The organism is Salinivibrio sp. VYel1 (assembly GCF_009377945.1).
GTDB lineage: Bacteria > Pseudomonadota > Gammaproteobacteria > Enterobacterales > Vibrionaceae > Salinivibrio > Salinivibrio siamensis.
The window spans coordinates 25,203-49,349 of record NZ_RSAM01000002.1; the positions used below are offsets into that span (position 1 = coordinate 25,203).

Genomic DNA, 24,147 nt, shown 5'->3' on the forward strand with positions numbered 1-24,147 from the left:
CTAGGGTGTTGCGTTATTGGCGGATAATGTTCTAACGGACGTTTTCCACCAGTGACGGTCAGATTAGCGCTCGTCTATGACAAACGTATGACAAATGCGACAGCAACCACGCTTTTTTGGCGTTTTTTTCGCTGTTGCATCAACCGCCTTTGAGCAAGACCCGATCCAGCCAGCGGCTGGGAAGGAGCCGTTTGAGGATTGCCATCCACACTGTCGGTTGAGTCACGCGATAACGTATTTTGGGGCGAGGCGAGAACAAGGCATGCGTCAGTGGTGCGACAAGCGCGTCAGCGGGCAACGTATATTTGTTGCTGCCCTCATCCGCCGCAAGGCGGTCAAGTTGGGCTTGGTAGGCCTGGTGATGGCGGCTTTTATTAGGGTCTACCCAATGTTTAAAGGCGCTGAGTGCATTGGCACGAAACGCGGTTTCAATTGGGCCGGGCTCAATCAAGCTCACCTTAATCGGCGTGTCGCTGAGCTCTAAGCGCAAGGTATCGGTCCAACCTTCGAGGGCAAATTTGCTGGCGTTATAGGCGCCGCGGTATTTCAATGCCACGATACCCAGCACCGAGCTGTTTTGCACAATGCGTCCCTCGCCATAATTAAGCAGCATCGGCAACAAGGCTTGGGTTAAATGGTGCCAGCCAAACACATTGGTCTCAAACTGAGCGCGTAAGGCGTCGGTGGGCAAATCTTCCAGCGCGCCCGGTTGGCCGTAAGCGCCGTTATTAAACAGTGCAAAGAGTTTGCCGCCTGTCATTTGCTCGACGGTGTCGACCGCTTGGTTGATGCTGGCCGTGTCTGACACATCTAACTGAATACAAGTTAGGCCTTCTTGCTGTAAACGGCTGACATCGTCAGCCTTTCGGCAACTGGCGATCACCGTGTGTCCTTGCTCATGCAAGGCTTTGGCGCAGGCATAGCCGATGCCGGTGGAGCAGCCGGTGATTAAAATGGCGTTATTCAGCGGAGAGGCAGTGTCCATAAGATCCTCATTCATGATTCGGTTGCGTCAGACAAGTAAGGCGCGAGTTTTTCTGCCATAAAATCGGCAATCCAAGGTTGTGCGGCCGGCATCGGGTGAATGCCATCATCACGCATCCATTCAGGCTTTTGGATCACAGTCTCCATAAAAAAGGGCAGCAAGGGGGTTTGTGTTTGCTCTGCCAGTGTAGGATAAATATCAGCAAATCCTTGTGCATAGCGCTGACCATAATTAGGCGGGATTTGGATTTGCACCAACAAAGGCGTGGCATCGGCGGCGCGGGTTTGAGTGATCAATTGCTTAAGGTTGTCTCGTATACGATTAAATGGCCAACCGCGTAGGCCATCATTGCCGCCGAGCTCAATCAGCACCCATTCTGGCTGGTGGCGTTCTAATAATTGCGGCAGACGCTGCAGGCCATTGGCGGTGGTGTCGCCGGAAATACTGGCATTAATCACCTCAACCTCGACATCGTGGTCGTTGAGCGCGCGCGGCAGCTTAGCAGGCCAGGATTGTTCAGCCGCCATTTGGTAGCCAGCGCTTAAGCTGTCACCAAGGACAAGGAGCGTTTGTGCACTGGCACTGCTCACCCACAAAAAACACAACAAAGTAAGGATGCGTAACATGGCCTCTCCTGTTATTCGAGCCGAAAAAATTGCAAAACATGTCGTGACACGCGAACAGCCGCTTACCATTCTGCAGGATGTCTCGCTACAAATCGAGGCAGGCGAGTCGATTGCATTAATGGGCGTGTCCGGCGCAGGAAAATCCACCTTAATGACCTTACTTGCAGGGTTAGATACGCCCAGTGAAGGCGAGGTCGATCTACTCGGTCACAAGCTTTCCACTTTGGATGAAGATGCGCGTGCGGCGCTTCGTGCCGAATCGGTGGGGTTTGTGTTCCAAAGTTTTTTACTGGTGCCGTCACTGAACGCGCTTGAGAACGTGATGTTGCCGCTCACCATTCGCGGTGAGGAAGAAGATGAAACCCGCGCCAAGCAACTGCTGGCGTCGGTGGGCCTACAAGGACGCGAAAGCCACTTGCCGTCGCAACTGTCTGGCGGGGAGCAACAACGGGTAGCCCTGGCGCGTGCATTTATTATTCGCCCGCACGTGCTGTTTGCCGATGAGCCGACCGGCAATCTTGACCAAAAAACCGCGGCGACCATCATCGATTTATTGTTTGAGCTGAACGAAAAGCATGGCACCACCTTGGTGTTGGTCACCCACGATCCGGCGCTGGCAAAGCGTTGTCAGCGTACCTTGATGATGGACAGCGGCAAACTACAGGAGCGAGTGAATGGCGAGTAAAAACGGACTACTCAACCGCTGGGCGTGGCGCGAACTGTTACACGGGCAAATTTGGCCAGTAGCGGTGGCGCTGGCACTGATCATCACCTGTGTGTTTGCGCTATCGGCATTGGCCGATCGCATTGAAAACGTGCTCACCCAGCAAGGGCGTAACCTGATTGCCGCCGACACCGTGTTGCGCACTCGCCAGCCGCTTAACACCGAACAAATTGATGCGTTTAAACAAGCCGGCGCTACGGTATCTGCACAAACCCGCTTTGGCACCATGGCGTTCAGCGAGCAAAAAATGCAGCTGGTCAGCGTGAAAGCGGTGGATAGCCTTTATCCGCTGCGCGGCGACTTGGTGCTGGAGCAAAACGGCCAAGCGATTGGCGGTGACCGACGCATTCAACCCGGTGAGCTATGGCTGTCTGAGCGGGTGTTCAGTTTGCTGAGCGTCAAACCCGGTGACACCGTCTCGATTGGTAATCTCGATCTGAACGTCAGCGGCACTTTGGCCGCCGAGCCGGAGCTGTCGTTTAACCCCTTTAGCCAAATGCCCGCGGTGATGATGCACCGTGCCGATGTGCCGGCTGCGGGCGTAGTGCGCGAAGGCAGTCGCGTGCGCTATCGCTACTTTTTAACCGGTGACGAGCCCAGCTTAAGTGCAGCTAAAGCCAGCTACACGCTGCAAGATGGCGAGCGCTGGGTGGATGAAAACACCTCCGATCGCACTGGCGATATGCTGGATCGCAGCCGTCAGTACTTGTCGTTAACCGTGGTGCTGGTGATTGTGATGGCCGCGGCCACCTTAACCTTAACCTGTCAGCATTATGCCAAAAGCCGTGCGGACTTGGTGGCGATGCTAAAAAGCCTCGGTGCCAGCCAACAATGGGTGCGGCGCTGGTTGGCACGGCAGTTAACCTTATTGTTTGTCCTTGCCACCGCCGTGGGGTTAGCGGCGGGTTACACCCTCGAAGTGCTCTTGCGCTTGCCGCTGACCGATGTGCTGCCCTCGCCATTACCAAGCTATGGCTGGGTGCCTTGGGTGCTTGCGCCGGGTGTCGCGCTGTTGGTGGCGCTGCCAGCCTTGGGGGTGCCGCTGCTGAAACTGCTGGATGCGCCCGCGTTGGCCGCCGTGCAATCGCAGGCTGCCATCGGACGTCGCCGTCGTGGCACCGCGGCTGTTTTGATTGCGATACCGGTGGGGGCGCTTGCGCTGTGGGCGTTTGACAACACCTTGCTATGGACAGTGCTGGGGGCGATGGCGGTGATGATCGTCTTGCTGGCGCTGGCAGGGTTAGGGCTGCTCCGGTTGGTGAAATCACGGGTGCGTGCGCCGTCGGTCAAGCTCGCCTTAAGCCGAATTACCCGCAACAAACTGGCCAGCAGCGTGCAGTTAGGGGCGCTCGCGATCTCCTTTATGCTCTTGGCGATTATCTGGCTGCTGCGCACCGATTTGCTTGCCGATTGGGGACGGATGCTGCCGCCCGATGCGCCTAATGTGTTTGCGCTGAATATCGCCCCGAGTGAGCAGCAAGACTATGTGGGTGAACTCGACGAAGCCAGCCTAATGCGCTCCGATGCTTACCCCATAGTGCGTGGCCGGCTGGTGGGCAAAAACGGTGAGCGTTACCAGATCCCAACCGACGAGGCCGAGCGCGATGAAGCGGATGAGGCTTTGCGCCGCGAGCTTAACTTTACCTGGCGTGACAGCTTGCCGTCACACAATGAGGTGATTGCCGGAGACTGGCCAACCGAGAATGGCGTGTCGGTGGAAGCGGACATTGCCGAGCGCTTGGAGATTGAGATTGGCGACAGCCTGACCTTTAGCGTGACCGGCCAAGACTTTACCGCCACGGTGAACTCGATTCGTGAAGTCGAGTGGCGCAATATGCGGCCTAACTTCTACTTTATTTTCGACCGCGAGACGCTCGCCGACAAACCCGCTAACTGGCTGGTGAGCTTCAGGCTCGATGAATCACAAACACCGCTGCTCAATCGCTTGGCACGGGAGTATCCGACCGTCACGCTGCTTGATTTGCGCACCATGAGCAGTCGTATTCAGTCGATTTTGCGTCAAATTGGCTTGTCGCTCTCGGTCTTGGCGGGGCTGGCGGTGATCAGCGGCTTGCTGCTGCTACTGACTTTGCTGCGTATCAGCCTGAGCGAACGCCAGCAGGAGATAAACCTCTATCGCACTTTGGGTGCGAGCCGCACCCGTATTCAACGCACCTTGTGGAGCGAATACGGCGTGATGGCCTTTGTATCGGGCTTAATGGCAGTGCTCGGCGCAGAAGCGGCGATGGTCGGCCTGCTGAAATGGGGCTTTGAAATGGAGGTACGCCTGCATCCTGAGCTCTGGGCGGTGTTGCCTGTGTTGGCGGTGGCGCTGGTGTTTGTCACGGTCGCCTCGATGCTGCGTAAACTGATTGACCCGCAACGGCGTTAACGCGATAAAACATATCTGATTCGTCGATAACAAAGCGGGTATCAAGAAAACTGATACCCGCTTTTTTGTGCAGAACGTCTAGCAAGCAACACGCTGGTGTGGCAGGAAAAAGCCGCTATTTAAAAAGTGACTGCATGGCTTCTTCCACCTTGGGGTGTTGGAATTGAAAGCCCGCATCTTCGAGTGCGTGAGGCAGGGCGCGCTGGCTATCGAGCAGCAAATGCGAGGCTTCGCCCATCATGGTTTTAATTGCCAGTGTGGGGACAAAGAACACATGCGGGCGTTTTAAGGCACGGGCGAGGGCCTGGCTAAAACGTTTATTGGTGACCGGCTCTGGCGCGGTGCAATTAAACGGCCCCTTGAGCTCAGGGGTGTTGAGCAGATGGATAATCGCACCGACCATATCATCAATATGAATCCACGGCATGTATTGCTGGCCTTTGCCAATTGGGCCGCCCAACCCGAGTTTATAGGGCAGCATCATCCGCTTTAGCGCACCACCTTCAGCGCTTAACACCACGCCGGTACGCAGCAAGCACACCCGCGTTTGTTGCGACGCGCCTTTTAAGGCAATTTTCTCCCACTGATGACACACATGTTGGGCAAAATCATCGGCATGGACCACCAAGGTTTCGTCAAAGCTGCGGTCTTGCTGATCGCCGTAATAGCCCACCGCCGAGCCACTAATAAAGGTGTGTGGTGGGGTGCTGCTGGCATGGATTTTCTCCACCAGTTTTTCGGTTAGCCCCCAGCGGCTGGTGCAGATAATCCCTTTTTGCTGCTCACTCCAGCGTTTATCGGCAATCGGCTCACCCGCCAAATTAATAATGGCATCAATATCATTGAGGTGAGGGAGGTCATCAAGCCGCTCTAACGGGGTGACCTTATCGCCAAAGCACTGGGAGACCTTTTGCTTGGAGCGGGATAACACAGTGATTTGATGCTCGGTCAGCAAGCGTGGAATTAACGCCTGACCAATCAGGCCAGTGCCGCCAGTGATTAAGAGTTTCATGCCTGATGTCCTAACGTCGGGTAATGGTGATTATTACTAACGCTAAGAGGGTTTTAGACTTAGCGCAAGTGATTGCTTTGTATCCTGTTACGTGCCGCAACCAAAATCGGTTTGATCGCGCAGTTTTCTCTTCTGCTCCTCGCACCCCAAATTGGGAGTGCTAACATAAATAGGCATATAAAAGGTGTGTTTTTCATTCTATTGCGCAGGGAGTCATGTCGCCTACATGCAAGCGTTATTCAAATCATTGCTAGGAAGCTTTCGCGATCTCTTACCCATCATCCTAGTGATTGGCTTTTTTCAAGTGATTGTTCTGCAACAACCGCTGCCCAATTGGATATCCATCACCTTTGGGTTGGTGCTGGTAGTCGTCGGGCTGACCTTATTTGTATACGGCTTAGACATGGGGCTATTCCCGATTGGCGAATCCATGGCGCACTCCCTTGCCCATAAAGGTAGCTTAGGCTGGTTGATTGCGTTTGCGTTTTTGCTCGGCTTTGGCACCACCATTGCCGAACCCGCACTCACCGCGGTGGCGGCAGAGGCGGCAGATGTCGCCGCCAATGGCGGGATGATACACACCAGCGAAGCGGCCAAAGACAACTATGCCAACGGCCTGCGGCTAACCGTGGCGCTCTCGGTTGGGTTTGCGATTGTGCTGGGGGTGGTGCGAATCATGAAAGGCTGGCCGATCCACCGTTTAATCATTGGCGGCTATTTGTTGGTGGTGGCGATGACCATGGTCGCACCGCCGAGTATTATCGGCATTGCCTACGACTCAGGTGGGGTGACCACCTCGACCATCACGGTGCCATTGGTCACCGCGCTCGGCGTGGGACTGGCGACCGTGATCAAAGGGCGTAATCCTATGGTGGATGGCTTTGGCTTGATTGCCTTTGCCTCTCTGTCACCGATGATCTTCGTGATGGCCTACGGCATGGTGGTGGCATGAATAATCCACTCACCCTGTTTCTCGACACCTTTTTCTCCACCGTGCGCGATGTGATCCCGATTATCGCGATCATCTTTGGCTTTCAGCTGTTTGTATTGCGCAAAGCGCTCAACAACCCCAAACGGATCTTTCTCGGCTTTTTCTATGTCATTCTCGGCTTGAGCCTGTTTTTAATGGGGCTCGAGCTGGCATTGTTTCCACTCGGTTCGTCGATGGCCGAGCAGCTGACCGCTCCCGATTTTGTCGGCGCGGCACTCAAAGCAGGCGGCGAGATCGACTGGCAAGCCTATTACTGGGTGTATCTGTTTGCCGCAGCGATTGGCTTTAGCACCACGGTGGCCGAACCCTCATTGATTGCAGTGGCGATTAAAGCGGCCAAAGTGTCGGGTGGGGCGATTCGGGTGAACGGCTTGCGGGCCTCGGTGGCGCTCGGCGTCGCCATGGGGATTGCCTTAGGATGCTACCGCATTGTGGTGGGCGATCCGCTTCATTACTACATCATCACCGGCTATGTGGTGGTGGTGATCCAAACCTATTTTGCCCCGCCGTTTATCGTGCCTTTGGCCTATGATTCTGGAGGAGTGACCACCTCAACCGTGACCGTGCCCTTGGTGACGGCGCTGGGGTTGGGGCTAGCCTCTACCGTACCGGGAAGAAACCCGATGCTTGACGGGTTTGGCTTAATTGCGTTTGCCAGTTTGTTTCCGATGATCACCGTGATGGGCTATGCCCAAATCACAGCCTATTTACAGAAAAAGCACGCACAGCGTTCATCGTAAGGAGAGCCTATGCGGTTCAAATTGATCATGGCGTTTATTGAAGATGCCAAAACCGATGCGGTGCTCGATGCCGCCAGACAAGCCGGTGCCACCGGCGCGACCATTATTAACAACGCGCGTGGCGAAGGCTTGGTGAAAAAGAAAACCTTTTTAGGGCTGACGCTGGATGTGCAGCGAGACGTGGCCATCTTCCTGGTGGAAGAGCACTTAGCGCGCACCATACTCGAAACCATTAATGACGTGGGCGAGTTTGATGCCACCTCCGGCAGTGGTATCGCGGTGCAAATTGATGTGGAAGATGCCGTGGGCGTGGCCCACCAAATGCGAGAATTAACCGAAGTGGTGAAGGACGAGTTATGAAACAACATAAAACGGTAAGAGATGTGATGCATGCCCATGCCGTGTGTATTGATGGGCTCACCACGGTCGAAGAAGCGATCCGCATTGCACGCGAACAACAAGTGAAAGCGATTATTGTTAATAAGCGCGATGAGCATGACGAATTCGGCATTGTGTTAATGAACGACATTGCCAAAAAAGTGCTCGCCAAAAACCGCGCGCCATCACGGGTGAATGTTTATGAAATTATGACCAAACCCGCGCTCAGCGTATCGCCCAATATGAACGTGAAATACTGCGCCCGTTTGTTCGAACGCTTCGGCATCAGCCGCGCCCCCGTGATCGAAAACGGCCAAGTCCTCGGTATGGTGAGTTATAATCTGATCGTGATCTACGGCATGCTCGCCGAAGAAGTGGAGAGCCAGCATAGGAAGGATTAGGGTAGGCGTCACTGTGATTTTTAAGGGAGTTGTGGCTAGCTCATTTGTGCCCCAAAACGTGTTAGCAACAGGTAAGAAATCCTTACCTTTTGACCCATCTTTGCCCCGAAATGACTTAGACTAAAGATTCAGCGTAATCGGAGGGCGTGTATTCACCATACTAAAAATTATCCGAATTTAGTAGCTGTAGTTATATTCAACTCCCCACCGATAGTTCTTTACTCATACAGCATGCAAACTAGCTTGCCTAAGTGTGTAAAATTAGATCGTGTGCAAGCAAGTTCACTGAAAGCGAGGTATACTGCCACTAGTAGAATTACTGGATGAGCTTCTTTTATGATGACGATTGACGATATTCGTACCATGATTGACCAACAAGGTGTTATGCCTAACTTTACAGAACATGCTACTAAAGGAACTGTAAAGCGTGGCACTGATGGTGATGCCGATTATGAAATTTTCGTTGGTTGGGACATAGCTAAAGCAAACCAATGCGATAGCATGTGGGGCATCTTTAATACGAACTTAATTCAATTCATCAGAGACCAAAAATATTCACCAGAAGAGCTGGATGATATTGACTCGTATATTCAACTTGCTGATTCGCACTGGGACTGGTTATCGAAGAGTTGTGCTCATAGTAGTGATGAATATGAATGGTTTTACCTCTATGCAGATGGTAAACCTCAAGCAGCATGCATGATTTATCACCCCAAAAAATCAGTAATTCATGAAGAAGACATATTCTACATAGAGTACATAGCAGTAGCCCCATGGAATAGAAAAAACCCTATGCAGGAACGAGAGTTAGTAGGGTTAGGTAAGGTTATGATTCAGTTCGTCGTAAATTATGCAACTAAGACACTAGGACTTCATTTGGGCTTTTCTTTGCATTCGGTTCCGACAGCAACAGGTTTTTACGAGAGCCTTGGCATGCTCAGTTTTGAGCAGAATGACAAAGATGAACTTAAATTTTATGAAATGCCGTCTCAGGTCGCAGACCAATATTTGGAGGCATCATGAATGAGGAGTTTAAAATGCTAGATGATTTTTTTGTCTTTCCAAATGAGCCAAAGTCTCTTCAGGAGCATCTTCGTTGCTTAGATGAAGCAAATGAGACTCTCAAGGGAATACCTGTAGCATTACGCAAAGAAGATACTAAATCTCGACTGTATAAAGAGGCGATTTCAGCACAGCATCAAGGTGTGTTATACAGAAAACGTGATGATGCGTCAGATGTACTGGTTACTTATTGGCTATCCAGAGTTAAGAGCATTGCTTACTTATATGGCTCAGTAAACGATATTCCAAAATTTAAAGCTATAACAAAAGATGAGATTAGAAAGTTAATTTCTTTGAGTCAAGATACAAAAAACTTATCGGCGTTAGAGGAGACTCTAGCAAGGAAAGGAATAATTTTTGTTATTGAGCAAGCATTACCAAGATTGAAAACTGATGGTTCAGTATTTATCAATGAGAATGGGCATGCCGTTATTGCGCTGAGTCTCCGTTACAATAGGTTAGATAATTTTTGGTTCACTTTAGTGCATGAGTTGGCTCATTTGTACCTCCATAGAGAGCAACTCACCACTCCAATAATTGAAGATTTTGACGCTTCAGCAACATCATTGATTGAAAAACAAGCAGATAAATTGGCTAAAGAACTGATGATTCCTCGTCATGTTTGGCGCAATTGTCCTTGTAAATACGAGCAGGGTGATAGAGTATTAAAGGCATTTGCCGCTGAAATTGGAGTTCATCCGACAATTGTTGCAGGAAGAATAAGACGAGAGCTAAACCAATACAACTTATATAGTGGTGTTATCAATGAATTCGATGTGAGGGAGTACTTTGGTATATGAGTTATATTCCATTTCTGAAATTTAAAGTAAATGAGGTTGCAGCTATAAAAGAGCTAAGTCTAGCTCATAAGAAAGGACTGACTCCTTTTTTTGATTTACCTCGACGAGATGAAATGGATGAGGCATATCTCACTAAAATAATAAATTCCTTGCATAGGAAGTATGAGATTAATCTCACTGAGCTTCCTGCATTTTATATAGATAACTTTGATATTGATGACTCTATTGAAATCGAAGGGGACGATAACTATGGTTATCTTTTAAATGTATTCAATGATGCACCTATCATTCCTGTTGTTGGTATTGATAGGACCGAACGCCGCAATGATGTTGTATTTGAATGGTCTAGAGACATTGAGACAGATACAGTAGCATTTCGAATCACAAGTGATGAGCTTGATTACCTCCTCGCAGAAGATGAAATTGGCGAGTTGTTGGATGAGTGTATCGATAATTTCTCATACGTTCACTTAATCATCGACAACAGGATGTGTAATGGAGTAGATATAGAAGAAAGAGCCAATGAAATAATTGAATTTATTTCGGATATTACAAGTGACTATGATTTTGACAAAATTATTGTAACTGGCTCTTCTATTCCTGCGTCTATCCGAGACCTTTTGGAGCCAGGCAAAACAGGTACATTTTCTCGCTCTGAGATTGAGCTATATCGCCAAGTGAAAAAGAGCCATGAGTTCACTAAGTTAGGTGACTATACGGCAGTTAGCCCTAACTATTCGGAAGTAAAGGTTCAGGGTGAAATCATGCGAAAGGTTACAGCACCTAAGATGATTTATTCTTTCGATGATAGCATGCACGTCATGCGAGGGTATGCTATTGAAACCCACCCTAGAGGGAATAAACAATACAATGACCTATCGTCTTTGCTTATCGCTAAAAAGTTCTACAGAACGCAAGGCTATTCATTTGGTGACAAATATATCTATGAAAAAGCCAATGGTATAGGGAATGATGCTACACCTAGCACCATTCCAAAGGCTTTAGTGAACTTACACATTGTGTATATGCTTAATGACTTTGTGCTTTAGCGAAAGACCTAGCTGTAAGCATCTTGGCTACATTAGTGTGAATATTTCCTTTGTTTAGCAATGATGCAAGGTTAGAAGCTAAGTCAGTCTTATTAAGCTTAAGAGAAATGTCTAGTTCTTGTTCTTGAATTATGGAGAGCATTTCTTGTCTCCATAATAATTGGATTGCTTTTTCTTTATTAAACAATGGATTGCTTGATGCTTTTCTGTAATGTTTAATTTTGAATTTGCAATCATCATGTGTGACGATGATTACTCCCCAGTGTGCTGGGGCTTTATTAAGTGCATTTTTTAAGTGCTTTTGTGTTGTTACAAGCGTGATTTTGTTGAAAACAAGGTTGTAGAAAAAACCTTGTTTCTTAATTCTTGTAATGTTGTCATTCTCCCCCTTAATCTCATAGCAGTGAGGTTCTTTGTATACGGCAACCACATCTGCAATAGCATTTCCCTTATGCACATGCAGTTCTTCTAGAATAGCCTGAGGCTTTGTCGGGAGGCGAAGAAGGTATTCCTTCAAGGCTATTCGGATTTCAGTGTCATTTAAGGTCATTAGTTAGGGTCTGTCTACATCATCTAAGAGCATTTTAGTCGATGTTGAAACTGGTTGAAAGAATAGGGTTTAGCTTGAAAAACTATGAATAAGTGATCTTCACCACTAATACTTGACACAAAGTTAAGCGACTTTCCATTCCTGTAGTCATTCATATTTTACTAATTTAGTAAAACCACTGACAAGGTTTTGTCCAGAACTGTTACAGTCGGCACTTTTAAACTCGAAAGTGTCCATTTCCAAGTTAGAACGACATCCGACTTATCCTTTTCGCATTACTCCACCCAAAGCCCGCATTGTTTAGTGCGGACTTGCTCATTTCACAGTATATCCAGCTGAGTAACATCCTGCATTTGCAGCGCCGCTATCGCCACTATGACTTCACTGGCTTCGAGTCACCAAGCCTCAACTCCACCCCTAACGCATTCACAATCGCCATCAGTGTCTTAAGGTTCGGATTGCCTTTTTGGCTGACTGTGCGGTAGAGCGTTTCTCGTGAAAGGCCGGTTTGCTTAGCAATATCTGCCATTCCTTTGGCGCGTGCGATCACACCGAGTGCATCGGCGATAAATGCGGGATCGCCCGTTTGCACCGCTTCGTCTAAGTAAGCTTGAAGTGCTTTTCGATTGTCCAAGGACGCTGCTTGGTCAAATGGGGGTGTCGTTATCATCGCTGAATCCCTTTTATATCTGAAATGTTAGAATTTGCCATCTGCCGCCGCTTTCATGCCTTCTAGTCTAGCGCTTAAGCAACGCCTGTGATCCGCTATGCTCAAATAAAAATCGATAAACCTTATCATGGTTAACGCTATCCTGTGGCTTTTCGTGCCATTCCGTCAGCCTGCCAATAACTCACAATGTCTCTTTATGTGGTTTTTATGTCGCTTAGTGTCAAGTTGTGGCGTGTTATTCCGGACACACTGTGGCCAGTTTAATCAAGCGACAAGAGGCCGAACATGAATCGCAGCGTCATTCTTACCTGCGCCGTCACCGGTGCGGGCGATACCACGGGCAAAAACCCCAATGTGCCAATCACGCCAAAACAGATTGCCGACAACTGTATTGAGGCGGCGCGTGCTGGTGCCAGTGTCGCTCATATTCACGTGCGTGATCCTGAAACGGGCGGCATTAGCCACAACATTGATCACTTCCGTGAGGTGATGGAACGTGTTCGCGAATCAGACGTCGATATTGTCATGAACATCACCGGCGGTGGTGGCGGGGATTGGGTGCCGGATGCCCAAGACCCAAGCCGTGGTGGCCTGGGCACCGATATGCAAACCCCAGCCGAGCGCCATGCGCCAGTGGGCGAGCTCTTGCCTGAGCTGTGTACCTTAGATTGCGGCAGCCTGAATTTTGGCGACATGGTGTACATTAACACCGCTGACTGGCTGCGTGAGCAAGCCCGTATGGTGCAGGCCGCGGGCGTGAAAGCAGAGCTGGAATGCTTTGACTTAGGCCACGTTTGGTTTGCGCGTCAGCTGCAAAAAGAAGGTTTGCTCGAGGGCGATCCGCTGTTTCAGCTGTGCTTAGGCATTCCATGGGGCGCGGAAGCAGACACCGAAACCATGCTGGCAATGCGCAATAAGTTGCCGGAAAACGCCAACTGGGCGGCGTTTGGAATTGGTCGCCATCAGATGCCGATGGTCGCGCAAGCCATGTTGCTGGGTGGTCATGCGCGCGTGGGTTTGGAAGATAACCTCTACCTGGAAAAAGGGGTAATGGCGACCAACGGCGGCTTGGTAGAAAAGGCGAGCACCATCATTGAAAACCTCGGCGGTCGTATTATGACCCCTGCACAAACGCGCGCCGCGCTGAAACTGGTTGACCCTAAAACCGGTAAACCGGTTGAAGGAGGTGACCAATGAGCAAGCAGTTAGCGGTCATCGGCACCGGTGTGATTGGTAATGGCTGGATTGCGCGCGCCTTGGCGCAAGGTTGGGACGTGGTTGCCTATGACCCTGACCCACAAGCGCCTACTCGCACCCGTGCCTTCGTGGCCAATGCCTGGCCATCGTTAGAAAAACTAGGGCTGGCTGAAGACGCAGATCCTGCCCGGTTAACCTTTGTTGATAGCCTTGAGCAGGCGGTGAAAGAGGCCGATCTGGTTCAAGAGAACGTGCCGGAGCGCATTGATATTAAGCGTGAGACCTTGGCGGCAATTGATGCGGCCGCAGCGCCAAACGCGATTATTGGCTCATCGACGTCTGGGTTTAAACCCACTGAGCTGCAGAGTGATTGTGATCATCTTCCCGGACGCGTCATCGTCGCGCATCCTTTTAATCCGGTGTATCTGCTGCCGTTGGTGGAATTGGTGGGCGGCGAAGCCACTCAACCGGATCATATTGATCGCGCTCACGCACTCTACCAAGAATTGGCAATGCGTCCCTTGGTGGTTAAGCGTGAAATCGAGGGGCACATTGCAGACCGCTTGATGGAAGCGCTGTGGCGTGAAGCCTTGCACCTGGTTAACGATGGGGTGGCCACTACCGAAGAGATTGATGCGGCAGTGGTTTATGGCTGTGGCTTGCGTTGGTCGCTGATGGGCACCTTCTTAACCTTCCATCTGGCCGGTGGCGAGCAGGGCATGCGCCATATGCTAGAGCAGTTCGGCCCGGCGCTAAAACTGCCGTGGACCAAGCTGGAAGCGCCTGAGCTCACCGATGAGCTGATTGATAAAGTGGTCGAAGGCTGTGAACACCAAGCCGCGGGTCGTCCGGTCTCTGAGCTAGACCGTCGCCGTGATGCCTTCTTGGTCGAGCTTTTGGACTTGGTACAAAAATACTGGCCCGAGGCTGAAGGTTTGGAAGGGCGCATCTAATGGCACTGTTAACGATAGACGTCGCCCCCGAATGGGTCGATTATAACGGGCACATGAACGACGCCGAGTACGCGCGTGTGTTCTCGCTGGGTGTCGATGCACTAATGGCGACCATTGGCTTGGATGACGCAGGCCGCACCCAACATCGCTACACCATTTATACCTTAGAAACCCATTTGTGTTACCGGCGTGAAGTCCACCAAGGGCAGACCTTGGTGGTTGACGTGACCGTGTTAGCGCGGGATCAAAAGCGCCTGCACGTGTTTATGCAAATGTGTGATACCCAAGGTGAGGTGCTGGCCACCAGCGAGCAGATGCTGATGGGCATCGATACGCAAACCGGTCGCCCAGCGCCGTTTCCGGATGTTGTCGCCAGCCTGATTGAGGGGCTGCCTGCCGCATCCGACCATGACTGGCCCCAGCTTGCCGGGCGTCGTATCGGTCTGCCCAGTAGGCCGTGAGTGCGTCGTCACCGAGATGGTGAGCCATTATGAGGTCCCGCCCAGCAGTCGGCTGGGCGGATAACGGGATCGCCGGCCCGACTTCCGGCTCAAGGAGGAATCATTATCGCTACTTCAACACCCCCACACTCACCCCAACGCGGTGACAGCCAGCAGGCTGCTACCTCGACCGATTATATGGTCACCGAGCTTGCGCAAGGTGGCTTCTTTCAAGGCATGCATCGCGGCATGACCATTTGTTCAGCCGTGCTGGTACTGGCGTTTGTGCTGTTCACCGGCTTTCAATCCGAGACGGCCAGTGTCCTGTTTGGTACCACGCGCACTTGGATTGAAAGTACCTTTAGTGGCTACTACCTGGTCACCGTGATGCTGTTATTGACCGTGTGCGGTTTTATCGTTTTCAGCAAGTACGGTAACGTGCGGCTCGGCCCTGACGACAGTCGCCCGGAGTTTAGTAACTTCTCTTGGTTCTCGATGCTGTTCTCTGCCGGCATCGGTATCGGCATCCTGTTTTTTGGGGTGGCCGAACCGATTTTTTACCTCGATAACACCGGCGGATTTGGTTATCCCAACAACCCCCACGCTGATATGGCGGGCGCGGCTACCATTGGCTATGAGCGCGCCATCGATGCGCTGCGGGTCACCGTGTTCCACTGGGGGCTGCATGGCTGGGCCATCTATGTGATTGTCGGTATGTCGCTGGCGTATTTTGCCTACCGTAAGCAACTGCCTTTGGCCCTGCGCTCGGCGCTTTATCCTTTTATCGGCGATCGTATTTTCGGCGTCTGGGGCCATCTGTTTGACATCCTCGGGGTGCTCGGTTGCGTGTTTGGTGTGGCGACGTCGCTCGGACTTGGCGTGAGCCAAATGGCCGTGGGGCTGGAGCGTTTGATGGGAATCGCCTCTGGCTTATCGACCCAACTGGTGTTGATTGCGGTGATTTCGTTTATCTCGATTGTGTCGGCGGTCTCTGGCGTGCGCCGCGGGATCCGTATCATTTCGCAGATGAATATTTGGGTGTCGGTGTTTGTGGTTGGCGTCTTTTTAATTGGCGGCCCCACACTGTGGTTGTTCGGCGCGTTTGGTGAAACCTTACTCGACTATGCGATTAACTTTATCCCCATGGGGCTGTGGTTTGCCGACGAGCCGGGTACGGTAGATTGGCAGCAGGCCTGGACTATTTTCTATTGGGGCTGGTGGCTGGCTTGGGCACCCTTTGTTGGGTTGTTTATTGCGCGTATTTCCAAAGGGCGTACCTTGCGTGAGTTCGTGCTGGGCGTGTTGTTTGTCCCTACCTTACTGATTTTTGTCTGGTTGGTGATCTTTGGCGGCAATGCGATTTACCAGGAGCTTTATGCCAGTGGTGGCGTGGGTAGTGCCGGCATTATTGACTTGGTCAATGCTTGGGAGCTGCCAGCGGCCTTGTTTGCGGCTGCCGATGGCATTGTTGGCACCGGCACGTTCGGCTGGATACTCTCGGCCTTGATGGTGTTCTTGCTGATGAGCTGGTTTGTGACCTCGTCGGACTCGGGCACCCTGGTGCTGACGACGATTTTGTCACTGGGTGACGAAGAGCCGCCGCGGCGTTTCCGTATTATTTGGGGCGTGGTGATTGGCTTGGTGGCGGCGACGCTGCTGATGGCCGGTGGCCTTAAAGCGCTACAGACGGCGTTGATCGCCGCTGCCTTGCCACTGAGCGTGGTGATCCTGGTAATGACCGCCGGGGTGCTGATCTCACTGTTTGGTGAATCCCGCCGCTCGCTGGTGGCGGCGAAAAAATAGCGAGCCGTTAAAAAATAGCGATTCGCAAAAAAATAGCGGCTTGAAGCGTCGCCCTGTGACGCTTTGAACGCAATATCCGCTCACTCCGTTGCCGATTAAGGTAGTGGGGTGAGCGCTTTTCTTTCCTTACCTCTACTGCGCTTGACGTATCTGACGCGGTGATGCGCCGTAATAGCTGCGAAAGGCGCGGGAAAAGCTCGAGCTTGAATTAAAGCCACACGCCAACCCCACGGACAACACATCGAGATCGGTTTCTTTAAGCAAGTAGCGGGCTCGCTCTAGCCTTAATCCCAAATACCAGCTTCGCGGGGACTGGTTTAGCTCGCTGTCGAAAAGCCGTTGCAGATGACGAAGTGAAATACCGCTGCGCTGAGCCACCTCGGCCAAAGACAGGGGTGATTCTATATGGCGTTCCATCACATCCACCGCTTCGACCAGACGTCGTCGATGGGTGCCGAGGCGGCGGGCGAGTGTCATTCGCTGCTGATCGCGCCGAGTACGAATGCGCTCGTGCACCAGCTGCTCAGAGACGTCGATGGCCAATTGGGTGCCGTGGCGACGTGCAATCACATCCAGTGCCATGTCCATCGCCGCTGCGCCCCCCGCGCATGAGAAGCGCCGCGATCCCAGTTCAAATAGCTCATCTGAGGTTTTCACCTCCGGGAAGCGCTCTTGAAACGAGGGCAGGCTTTCCCAATGCAAGGTGACACGTTCCCCTTTAAGCAGATCGGCAGCGGCCAGCAAAAAGCAGCCGGTATCGAGCCCGCCGAGCGCGCACCCCGCCGCATCAAGACGGTGCAACCAGCGCATTAAGGGGCGGCTTAGATAGGCTTCTGGGTCAAAACCGCTACACACGGCCAGCGAGGGCAGGTCATGCACCGCATCGATGGCTTTATCCGCCAGCAGTGACATGCCGTTAGACGCCTTCACCGGTTTGCCATCTTCACTGATCATTTGCCAATCAAATAGCGCTTCGCCACTGATTTGGTTGGCAATACGCAGCGGTTCGACGGCAGAGAAAAAGGCCATCATCGAGAAGCGGGGCAGTAAAAGAAAGCCGATGCATTCTGGCATCGGGCCGGTGTATTCAAGACGCATGACCGCAAACGAACAAAGAATGGTAGAAATAATGATGAGGGGCAGCCACTAGCCGGGTCAAGATAAGGTGAGCATTTTATTGATAAAAGTACCAACTCGTTTGGCTGCCAAACGCGTCACGGAGAGGTGTGCAAAAATTAACTAGACTGTATCGATATCACCAGAATATACTCCGATTCCTCTTTCTACATAAGGCATATTTTGTGGATCCAACACGCGTCGATTGTCACTCCCCTTCACTGGTACGTTGTCACCAACAAAGGATGCAGTCATGATTGAACCTATGATTACCCTCCTGCTCGGTCTTTTCTTTATTTTGTTAATTATTGCCGCCAATGGCTACTTTGTGGCGCAAGAGTTTGCCTATATGGCGGTTGATCGCGCAAAGCTTGCGACCTTGGCCGCGACGGGCGATGCATCGGCAAAACGGGCGCTGGCGGTGACAAAACGGACGAGCTTTATGCTGTCTGGCGCGCAGCTTGGTATCACGGTCACCGGCTTGGTGTTGGGCTTTGTTGCCGAGCCGTTGGTCGGCGAGTCGATGGGCGTTTTATTGCAACAACTAGGCTTGTCGCTGGAATCGGGGATCGCGATTGGCACCATGGCGACGCTCGCGGTGGCGATGATTGTGCAAATGATTTTGGGTGAGCTTTACCCGAAAAACTTAGCCATTGCCAATGCTGAACCCATGGCGCGTATGATGTCGCGTTCGACACTGATTTATATGTCAGTGTTTGGTTGGATCATCAGTTTCTTTGATAAATCCGCCAACCTGGTGCTACGGGTGGTGGGGATTCAACCGGTGCATGATCTTGATATGAGTGCCTCAGAAGACGACTTACACCATATTATCGCCGACTCGCGAGAGAGCGGGGATTTGCCGGTGGAGTTGTCACTGATGATGGATAGGATCCTGGATTTTCCTGCGCGCGATGTTGAGCATGCGATGGTGCCGCGTTCGCAAGTTGATTGGGTGTCGCCAGAAACCAAGCTGTCCGAATTGTTGGCGCTGATGGCGCAAGCCCATACTCGTTATCCTGTGCTTGATAATAATGATGCGCCTGTGGGCGTGGTTCACCTGTCAGATGTCCTCGCGAAAACAGAGGCGGATTCAAATGATACCGTGGCGTCAGTGATGCGTCCTGCCAGTGTTCTCCCCACATTAATGCCGTTGCCAAATGCGCTAGATCAGTTGGTGCGCACGACCAATCAACTGGCGTGTGTGATTGATGAATATGGCGGCTTTGCTGGCGTATTAACGATTGAAGATTTGGCCATGGAGATCGTGGGGGAAATTACCGACGAGCATGATAGTGATCATGCCGAGGCGGTTGTCCCTGAAAGCGACAATATTTGGTTAATGGATGGTGATGTGCACATCGACGAAGTGGAGCGTGTGATTGGTTATGATCTGCCGCGGGGTGATGTCGAAACCATAGCTGGCGTATTGATTGCGGCGTGTGGCGCATTGCCAGCCGTAGGGGATACGGTGACCATTGCGCTGCCGATTGACCCATCCGAACTGGCGGAGAGTCAACCAATTATGCGCCATCTTGAAGTGGATGTATTAAGCATTGAACGGCACATTCCCACGTCGGTGCGGGTCACGCTTATTGAGCAGCCCATTGTGGAGGATAATCAATGACCGATCCTTTAGTGGTCAGTGTGGTCACGCTGGCTTTGATTGTGTTGAGTGGCTTTTTTGTCATTATCGAGTTTGCCTTGATGGGCGCGCGTCGACATCGTTTGGAAGAAATGGCGGTAGAGAGTGGGTCGGCGCGGGCAGCGCTGCGTGGGATGAATGATTTGACCTTGATGCTGGCAGGGGCGCAATTAGGCATCACCTTTTGTACCTTTGCTCTTGGGGCGGTCACCAAGCCAGCGGTGGATGTCTGGGTAGGGCCCGTCTTTCTCGCGGTTGGCTTACCCGCTTGGGCAGCTGATGCGGCGGCCTTCGGGTTTGCGCTATTTGTGGTGACATTTTTGCACCTCGTCGTGGGTGAGATGGCACCGAAGTCTTGGTCGATTGCTCATCCAGAAAAGTCAGCCTTGGCAATCGGTGTTGTCTCGCGCGCTTATGTGTGGCCGTTACGTCCGTTACTTCGCTGGATCAATCGTATTGCCAATCGCTTGGTGAAAGCCTCAGGGGTTGAGCCGGTAGAAAGCGCCGCGGTCGGGGGACAAGATATTCAGACCATTCGTCAATTGGTTGAGCATTCTGGGCAAGTGGGAACCTTGCAACCAGCGATTCAACGGCAATTGTCGGGGTTGATCGATCTGAGTTCGATTGCAATCGAAACCTTGGTCACCCAGGGGCAGGTGATGGCACATGTTGATAAACATGCAACGGTCGCAGAGGTGCGTGCTGTCGCCGTGGCGTCAGGGCATCTGCGTATTTTAATGACTGGCAACGAGGGGCTAAAGCCGTTGGTGGTGCACGTGCGGGATACGCTACTCGAACCGGCAGACCGACTCGCACGCGATGTCGCTCGCAATGCGTATGTGTTAGATGCCAACACGCCCATCTACGAAGCGCTAGCGCGCATGCGTGAAGCCAGCGTTCAGCTTGCGGTGGTCAGTAAAGAGGGGGAAATGATTGGCGTGGTGACGCTGGCGGATATTTTAAAACGCGTGCTTCCGGTTACGGCAGCAAGTTAACCCGCTATTTGCCAAGGTTAAAAAACGCCACAGTCACTTCACCAGTCACTGTGGCATTTTGTTTAGCTATCGATACTCGTTAGCGTCGCTGCGTTCGTCTGAGCGAACATATTGTGACGCTAGCTTACCAGCCTTTTACCACGGCGCCGTCAAAGATTTCCATCGCGGCGTTGTAAACCGCATCAGTTTGGTAGGCTTTAACAAAGGTTTTGACGTTTTCTGCGTCGACGTTGTCTTTGCGCGCCACAATCAGGTTCACATAAGGCGATTCTTTGTCTTCAACAAAGATACCGTCTTTGCTTGGCGTTAGGCCCACGCCTGCTGCAAAGGTGTTGTTGATGATAGCCAAGTCCACATCTTCCAATGAGCGAGGCAGTTGTGGGGTTTCTAGCTCGATGATTTCTACGTTTTTCGGGTTCTCAACGATATCCAGTTTAGTCGCGTTAATACCTGCGCCTTCTTTGAGCTTGATGATCCCTTGCTGCTCAAGCAATACCAGTGAACGGCCTAGGTTCGATGGGTTGTTAGGCACCGCAATTTTACCGCCTTCTGGTAGATCTTCGACGCTATCTAGCTTGTAAGAATAAGCCGCAATCGGATACACAAAGGTGTTGCCAGCAATCGCAAATTCATAACCACGGTCTTTGATTTGTGCGTCCAAGTAAGGTTTGTGTTGGAAAGCATTCACGTCGACCGAGCCATCATCCAGTGCCGCGTTCGGTGACACGTAATCGGTAAAGGTCACCAGCTCTACCTCAAGACCGAGCTTTTTCGCTTCTTCCACCGCGTGTTCAGCCACTTGTGCTTCTTCGCCGGCCATCACGCCCACGGTGATGCTGTTGGTATCGGTTGCGGCTTGTTCTTTCTCGCCGCAGCCAGTCAGCACCAAGGTTGAGGCAAGGCCAAGGGTGGCAAGTAGTGTTTTGATCGTGGTTTTCATTGTCTGTCTCCCTGTTTGGAACATATTCGTCATTATTGTGTTTGATTTAGCGGTGATCGGCGCGTCGCACCAAGTAATCACCAAAAGATTGAATCGCTTGCACTAAGACTACCAGCATTACAACGGTGATCAGCATCACTGTGGTGTCAAAGCGCTGATAGCCATAGCGGATGCCCACATCCCCAAGGCCGCCGCCGCCGACCGCACCGGCCATGGCCGAGTAGCTCACCAAGGTAACCAGGGTAATGGTCGCGCCATTGATGATGCCGGGGAGCGCTTCCGGTATCAGCACTTTATAAATAATCTGGAACGGGTTCGCGCCCATCGCTTTGGCCGCTTCCTCTAGCCCAGCCGGTAACTCGAGTAACGCCCCTTCAACCAAGCGGGCAATAAATGGAATCGCGCCGACGGTAAGCGGCACAATCGCCGCCGCGGTACCAATCGAGGTACCAACAACCATGCGGGTAAACGGAATAATTGCCACCAGCAAGATAATAAAGGGGATAGAGCGACCAATGTTCACTATTGCGCCCAGCACCTGGTTAACTTGCGGCTGGCCCAGCAAACCACCAGGTTTGGTCACATGCAGTAACACGCCCAATGGGATGCCAATCACAAACCCCATGATCCCTGAGGCAAACACCATATACAGGGTTTGGCCGGTAGCCTCGAGGAGCAAGTTGATAAGGGCGCTGTTTTCATTGACCCAGTGAGTGAGTTGATCAATCAACATAGCCGAGTACCTCCGTGTTGACATGGTGCTTGTTGAGGTAAGTGATGGCGTTTTCAACCGCCTCTTTTGGACCCATGATTTCCGCAAGGAGTAGGCCGAATTTCACGCCGCCGGCGTAGTCGATATCTGAGCTTAAAATGCTGATGTCGATATCAAACAGACGCGAGATCTGGCTGATTAATGGGTCATCGACCGTCGCGCCGGTAAACTCGAGGCGCACCAAGGGGTAACTGCCTTCGAAGTATTCTTGTTGTAAGCGCTGGGCAAAATCATGCGGCACTGACAAGTCGAGGGTTGAACGAATAAATTGTTTGGCCAAGTCGGATTTGGGATGCGCAAAAATCTCGCCCACCGGGCCGGATTCAACCAGCTCCCCATCGCCAATGATGGCGACGTCGTCACAGATACGTTTGACCACGTCCATTTCGTGGGTGATCAGCAAAATGGTGAGGTTGAGCTTTTGGTTGATGGTTTGCAGCAGCGACAAAATCGATTGGGTGGTGGCCGGATCCAGTGCGCTGGTGGCTTCATCACAAAGCAGAACGTTGGGGCTTGGCGCCAGTGCGCGGGCAATGGCGACACGCTGTTTTTGTCCGCCACTGAGGCTGGCAGGATACACATCACGCTTATCGGCCAAGCCGACCAGATCGAGCAGTTCGCTTACGCGGGTTTCTATCTCATCGCGGCTCGAGCCACTTAGCTCAAGCGGTAGGGCGATATTGTCGAAAACGGTGCGTGACGAAAGCAGATTAAAGTGTTGGAAAATCATCCCGATTTTACGGCGCGCTTGGGTCAACTGGCGGTTGGGTAGCGCGGTGAGGTTCGTCCCCCCCACTTTGACTGAGCCGCTGGTTGGGCGCTCGAGCAGGTTAACCATCCGGATCAGGGTACTTTTCCCAGCACCGGAGGCACCGATCACACCAAATACTTTCCCCTTGGGAATAAATAAGTTGATGTCATTAAGGGCATGAATTCGGCGCTCCCCGAGTTCGAATACCTTGTTGAGGTTGGTTATCTCAATCATCACATGTCCTTGGCGAATAATTTGATCACAGCAGACTCACTCAGCGGCTTGTGCCACATTCTTGCTGTCGCTCTGGTTATTGATGCTATGGGTTCGTTAAAAACAAGTCAATGGATATTTTTACTTCTAGACGTCCAAATGGCAATAAGTCTAACCGTCCGGTTATAAAGTGAGCGAAGGGCTTGATCTCTGCAGGCAAAGCGCGTTAACTGACAGCTTCCGTACCTAACTGTTAAGACTGTTGTTTTTATGTCTCCGCTTTTAATTGATACCACCATGCTGACGCTGTTCATCCCTACCTTTTTTTTCGTGTCGGTCACGCCCGGCATGTGCATGACATTATCGATGACCCTTGGCATGACAATTGGCGTTAAGCGTAGCTTACATATGATGTGGGGCGAGCTTATCGGCGTGGGGCTGGTAGCGATCGCCTCTGTCATTGGTGTGGCGACGGTGATGCTGAACTATCCCGCCGTGTTTCAGGTGTTTAAATATGTCGGTGGTGTGTACTTGGCGTATTTAGGCGTACAAATGTGGCGCTCTCGCGGCAAGATGGCGATCCCAAATGATGATGACGATACCGCCAATGAAGCCTCGGCATTGTCGTTGGCCGCGCAAGGCTTTGTGACCGCCATTGCCAACCCGAAAGGTTGGGCGTTTATGATCTCGCTGTTGCCACCGTTTATTAACCCTGCGATGTCACTCCCCAGCCAGTTGAGCGTGCTGGTGTTGATCATCCTTTGCACGGAATTTAGTTGTTTAATGCTGTATGCCAGCGGTGGGCGTACCTTGCGTCAGTTTTTGCAGCAAAAGGGCAATGTGCAAATGCTGAACCGAATCGCCGGCACCCTGATGATCGGCGTCGGATTTTGGTTGGCGTTGGGGTGAATTAACTTTTAATAATTCTGCAAATAATTAGAA

The 24,147-nt window shown here is 51.7% G+C and carries 25 protein-coding genes; 16 read left to right on the top strand and 9 right to left on the bottom strand.

The features are described 5' to 3' along the window. Positions 1-139: 139 nt before the first annotated feature. Together EHW58_RS02720 and tesA are read right to left on the bottom strand one after the other, a co-directional pair. Positions 140-967 carry an SDR family oxidoreductase gene (locus tag EHW58_RS02720; RefSeq protein ID WP_152794854.1) on the bottom strand — a complete coding sequence of 276 codons (828 nt, stop codon included), beginning with the start codon at positions 965-967 and terminating at the stop codon, positions 140-142. A 29-nt stretch (positions 968-996) separates the two neighbouring features. After that, positions 997-1,611, bottom strand: coding sequence for a multifunctional acyl-CoA thioesterase I/protease I/lysophospholipase L1 (tesA, locus tag EHW58_RS02725; protein ID WP_152794637.1), 615 nt, complete (start codon positions 1,609-1,611; stop codon positions 997-999). Between tesA and EHW58_RS02730 the strand changes: the two genes are divergently transcribed. Further along, positions 1,610-2,296 (top strand): ABC transporter ATP-binding protein, encoded by a 687-nt coding sequence (locus tag EHW58_RS02730; protein ID WP_074213144.1) that lies wholly within the window; start codon positions 1,610-1,612, stop codon positions 2,294-2,296. The two genes, tesA and EHW58_RS02730, sit on opposite strands and share 2 nt — an antisense overlap. Beyond that, the gene (locus EHW58_RS02735; protein WP_152794640.1) at positions 2,286-4,727 is read left to right on the top strand and encodes an ABC transporter permease; all 2,442 of its coding nucleotides are present in this window, start codon (positions 2,286-2,288) and stop codon (positions 4,725-4,727) included. Before EHW58_RS02730 ends, EHW58_RS02735 begins: the two co-directional genes overlap by 11 nt. A 115-nt stretch (positions 4,728-4,842) precedes the next feature. Here the strand turns inward: EHW58_RS02735 and EHW58_RS02740 are convergent, their stop codons facing one another. Beyond that, positions 4,843-5,739: a TIGR01777 family oxidoreductase gene (locus EHW58_RS02740; protein ID WP_077578575.1), complete on the bottom strand. Its 897-nt coding sequence runs from the start codon at positions 5,737-5,739 to the stop codon at positions 4,843-4,845. Between the two features lie 226 nt (positions 5,740-5,965). Here EHW58_RS02740 and EHW58_RS02745 point away from each other — a divergent pair, with 226 nt between their 5' ends. The 7 genes from EHW58_RS02745 to EHW58_RS02775 all read left to right on the top strand — a co-directional run bounded on the left by EHW58_RS02745 (position 5,966) and on the right by EHW58_RS02775 (position 11,160). Continuing rightward, positions 5,966-6,691: a DUF1538 domain-containing protein gene (locus tag EHW58_RS02745; RefSeq protein WP_074213141.1), complete on the top strand. Its 726-nt coding sequence runs from the start codon at positions 5,966-5,968 to the stop codon at positions 6,689-6,691. Beyond that, complete coding sequence (locus tag EHW58_RS02750) at positions 6,688-7,470, top strand: DUF1538 domain-containing protein (RefSeq protein WP_046073675.1); 783 nt, start codon at positions 6,688-6,690, stop codon at positions 7,468-7,470. Before EHW58_RS02745 ends, EHW58_RS02750 begins: the two co-directional genes overlap by 4 nt. 9 nt (positions 7,471-7,479) lie before the next feature. After that, positions 7,480-7,830: a P-II family nitrogen regulator gene (locus tag EHW58_RS02755; protein WP_025674528.1), complete on the top strand. Its 351-nt coding sequence runs from the start codon at positions 7,480-7,482 to the stop codon at positions 7,828-7,830. Then, positions 7,827-8,249 (top strand): CBS domain-containing protein, encoded by a 423-nt coding sequence (locus EHW58_RS02760; RefSeq protein WP_077605520.1) that lies wholly within the window; start codon positions 7,827-7,829, stop codon positions 8,247-8,249. Before EHW58_RS02755 ends, EHW58_RS02760 begins: the two co-directional genes overlap by 4 nt. A gap of 336 nt (positions 8,250-8,585) precedes the next feature. Beyond that, complete coding sequence (locus tag EHW58_RS02765; protein WP_152794643.1) at positions 8,586-9,272, top strand: GNAT family N-acetyltransferase; 687 nt, start codon at positions 8,586-8,588, stop codon at positions 9,270-9,272. Beyond that, a complete protein-coding gene (locus EHW58_RS02770; protein ID WP_152794646.1) occupies positions 9,269-10,111 on the top strand; it encodes an ImmA/IrrE family metallo-endopeptidase in 843 nt (280 codons plus the stop codon). Before EHW58_RS02765 ends, EHW58_RS02770 begins: the two co-directional genes overlap by 4 nt. Next, positions 10,108-11,160, top strand: coding sequence for a beta family protein (locus EHW58_RS02775; RefSeq protein WP_152794648.1), 1,053 nt, complete (start codon positions 10,108-10,110; stop codon positions 11,158-11,160). Before EHW58_RS02770 ends, EHW58_RS02775 begins: the two co-directional genes overlap by 4 nt. Here the strand turns inward: EHW58_RS02775 and EHW58_RS02780 are convergent. Next, positions 11,141-11,710, bottom strand: a complete 570-nt coding sequence (locus tag EHW58_RS02780) for a sce7726 family protein (RefSeq protein ID WP_152794651.1) — start codon at positions 11,708-11,710, stop codon at positions 11,141-11,143. The genes EHW58_RS02775 and EHW58_RS02780 overlap by 20 nt on opposite strands. A gap of 373 nt (positions 11,711-12,083) precedes the next feature. Continuing rightward, entirely contained in the window at positions 12,084-12,380 is a 297-nt protein-coding gene (locus EHW58_RS02785) for an addiction module antidote protein (RefSeq protein WP_152794654.1), read from the bottom strand. A gap of 285 nt (positions 12,381-12,665) precedes the next feature. On the opposite strand from EHW58_RS02785, the gene EHW58_RS02790 reads away from it, so the two are divergent. The 4 genes from EHW58_RS02790 (at position 12,666) to EHW58_RS02805 (ending at position 16,773) form a co-directional block, all read left to right on the top strand. Continuing rightward, complete coding sequence (locus tag EHW58_RS02790) at positions 12,666-13,577, top strand: 3-keto-5-aminohexanoate cleavage protein (protein ID WP_152794657.1); 912 nt, start codon at positions 12,666-12,668, stop codon at positions 13,575-13,577. Next, positions 13,574-14,530 (top strand): L-carnitine dehydrogenase, encoded by a 957-nt coding sequence (locus EHW58_RS02795; protein WP_152794660.1) that lies wholly within the window; start codon positions 13,574-13,576, stop codon positions 14,528-14,530. The genes EHW58_RS02790 and EHW58_RS02795 overlap by 4 nt, the downstream gene beginning before the upstream one ends. Further along, the gene (locus EHW58_RS02800) at positions 14,530-14,991 is read left to right on the top strand and encodes a thioesterase family protein (protein ID WP_152794663.1); all 462 of its coding nucleotides are present in this window, start codon (positions 14,530-14,532) and stop codon (positions 14,989-14,991) included. Before EHW58_RS02795 ends, EHW58_RS02800 begins: the two co-directional genes overlap by 1 nt. A 177-nt stretch (positions 14,992-15,168) precedes the next feature. After that, positions 15,169-16,773, top strand: coding sequence for a BCCT family transporter (locus EHW58_RS02805; RefSeq protein ID WP_077578569.1), 1,605 nt, complete (start codon positions 15,169-15,171; stop codon positions 16,771-16,773). A gap of 132 nt (positions 16,774-16,905) precedes the next feature. Here EHW58_RS02805 and EHW58_RS02810 read toward each other — a convergent pair whose 3' ends face one another. Beyond that, positions 16,906-17,871, bottom strand: coding sequence for a GlxA family transcriptional regulator (locus EHW58_RS02810; RefSeq protein WP_152794665.1), 966 nt, complete (start codon positions 17,869-17,871; stop codon positions 16,906-16,908). A 271-nt stretch (positions 17,872-18,142) separates the two neighbouring features. Here EHW58_RS02810 and EHW58_RS02815 point away from each other — a divergent pair, with 271 nt between their 5' ends. Then, positions 18,143-19,516 (top strand): hemolysin family protein, encoded by a 1,374-nt coding sequence (locus tag EHW58_RS02815; RefSeq protein WP_152794668.1) that lies wholly within the window; start codon positions 18,143-18,145, stop codon positions 19,514-19,516. Then, a complete protein-coding gene (locus tag EHW58_RS02820) occupies positions 19,513-20,529 on the top strand; it encodes a CNNM domain-containing protein (protein ID WP_069361057.1) in 1,017 nt (338 codons plus the stop codon). The genes EHW58_RS02815 and EHW58_RS02820 overlap by 4 nt, the downstream gene beginning before the upstream one ends. A gap of 124 nt (positions 20,530-20,653) precedes the next feature. On the opposite strand, the gene metQ is transcribed toward EHW58_RS02820, so the two are convergent. From metQ to metN, 3 genes are read right to left on the bottom strand one after another with little or no spacing between them, the layout of a single operon-like run. Then, a complete protein-coding gene (gene metQ / locus EHW58_RS02825) occupies positions 20,654-21,469 on the bottom strand; it encodes a methionine ABC transporter substrate-binding lipoprotein MetQ (protein ID WP_077605865.1) in 816 nt (271 codons plus the stop codon). Positions 21,470-21,515: 46 nt separating this feature from the next. Next, positions 21,516-22,202: a methionine ABC transporter permease gene (locus tag EHW58_RS02830; protein WP_077578564.1), complete on the bottom strand. Its 687-nt coding sequence runs from the start codon at positions 22,200-22,202 to the stop codon at positions 21,516-21,518. Beyond that, the gene (gene metN / locus EHW58_RS02835; RefSeq protein WP_077456719.1) at positions 22,192-23,226 is read right to left on the bottom strand and encodes a methionine ABC transporter ATP-binding protein MetN; all 1,035 of its coding nucleotides are present in this window, start codon (positions 23,224-23,226) and stop codon (positions 22,192-22,194) included. Before metN ends, EHW58_RS02830 begins: the two co-directional genes overlap by 11 nt. 264 nt (positions 23,227-23,490) lie before the next feature. On the opposite strand from metN, the gene EHW58_RS02840 reads away from it, so the two are divergent. Beyond that, positions 23,491-24,114 carry a LysE family translocator gene (locus EHW58_RS02840; protein WP_370517142.1) on the top strand — a complete coding sequence of 208 codons (624 nt, stop codon included), beginning with the start codon at positions 23,491-23,493 and terminating at the stop codon, positions 24,112-24,114. Positions 24,115-24,147 lie beyond the last annotated feature (33 nt).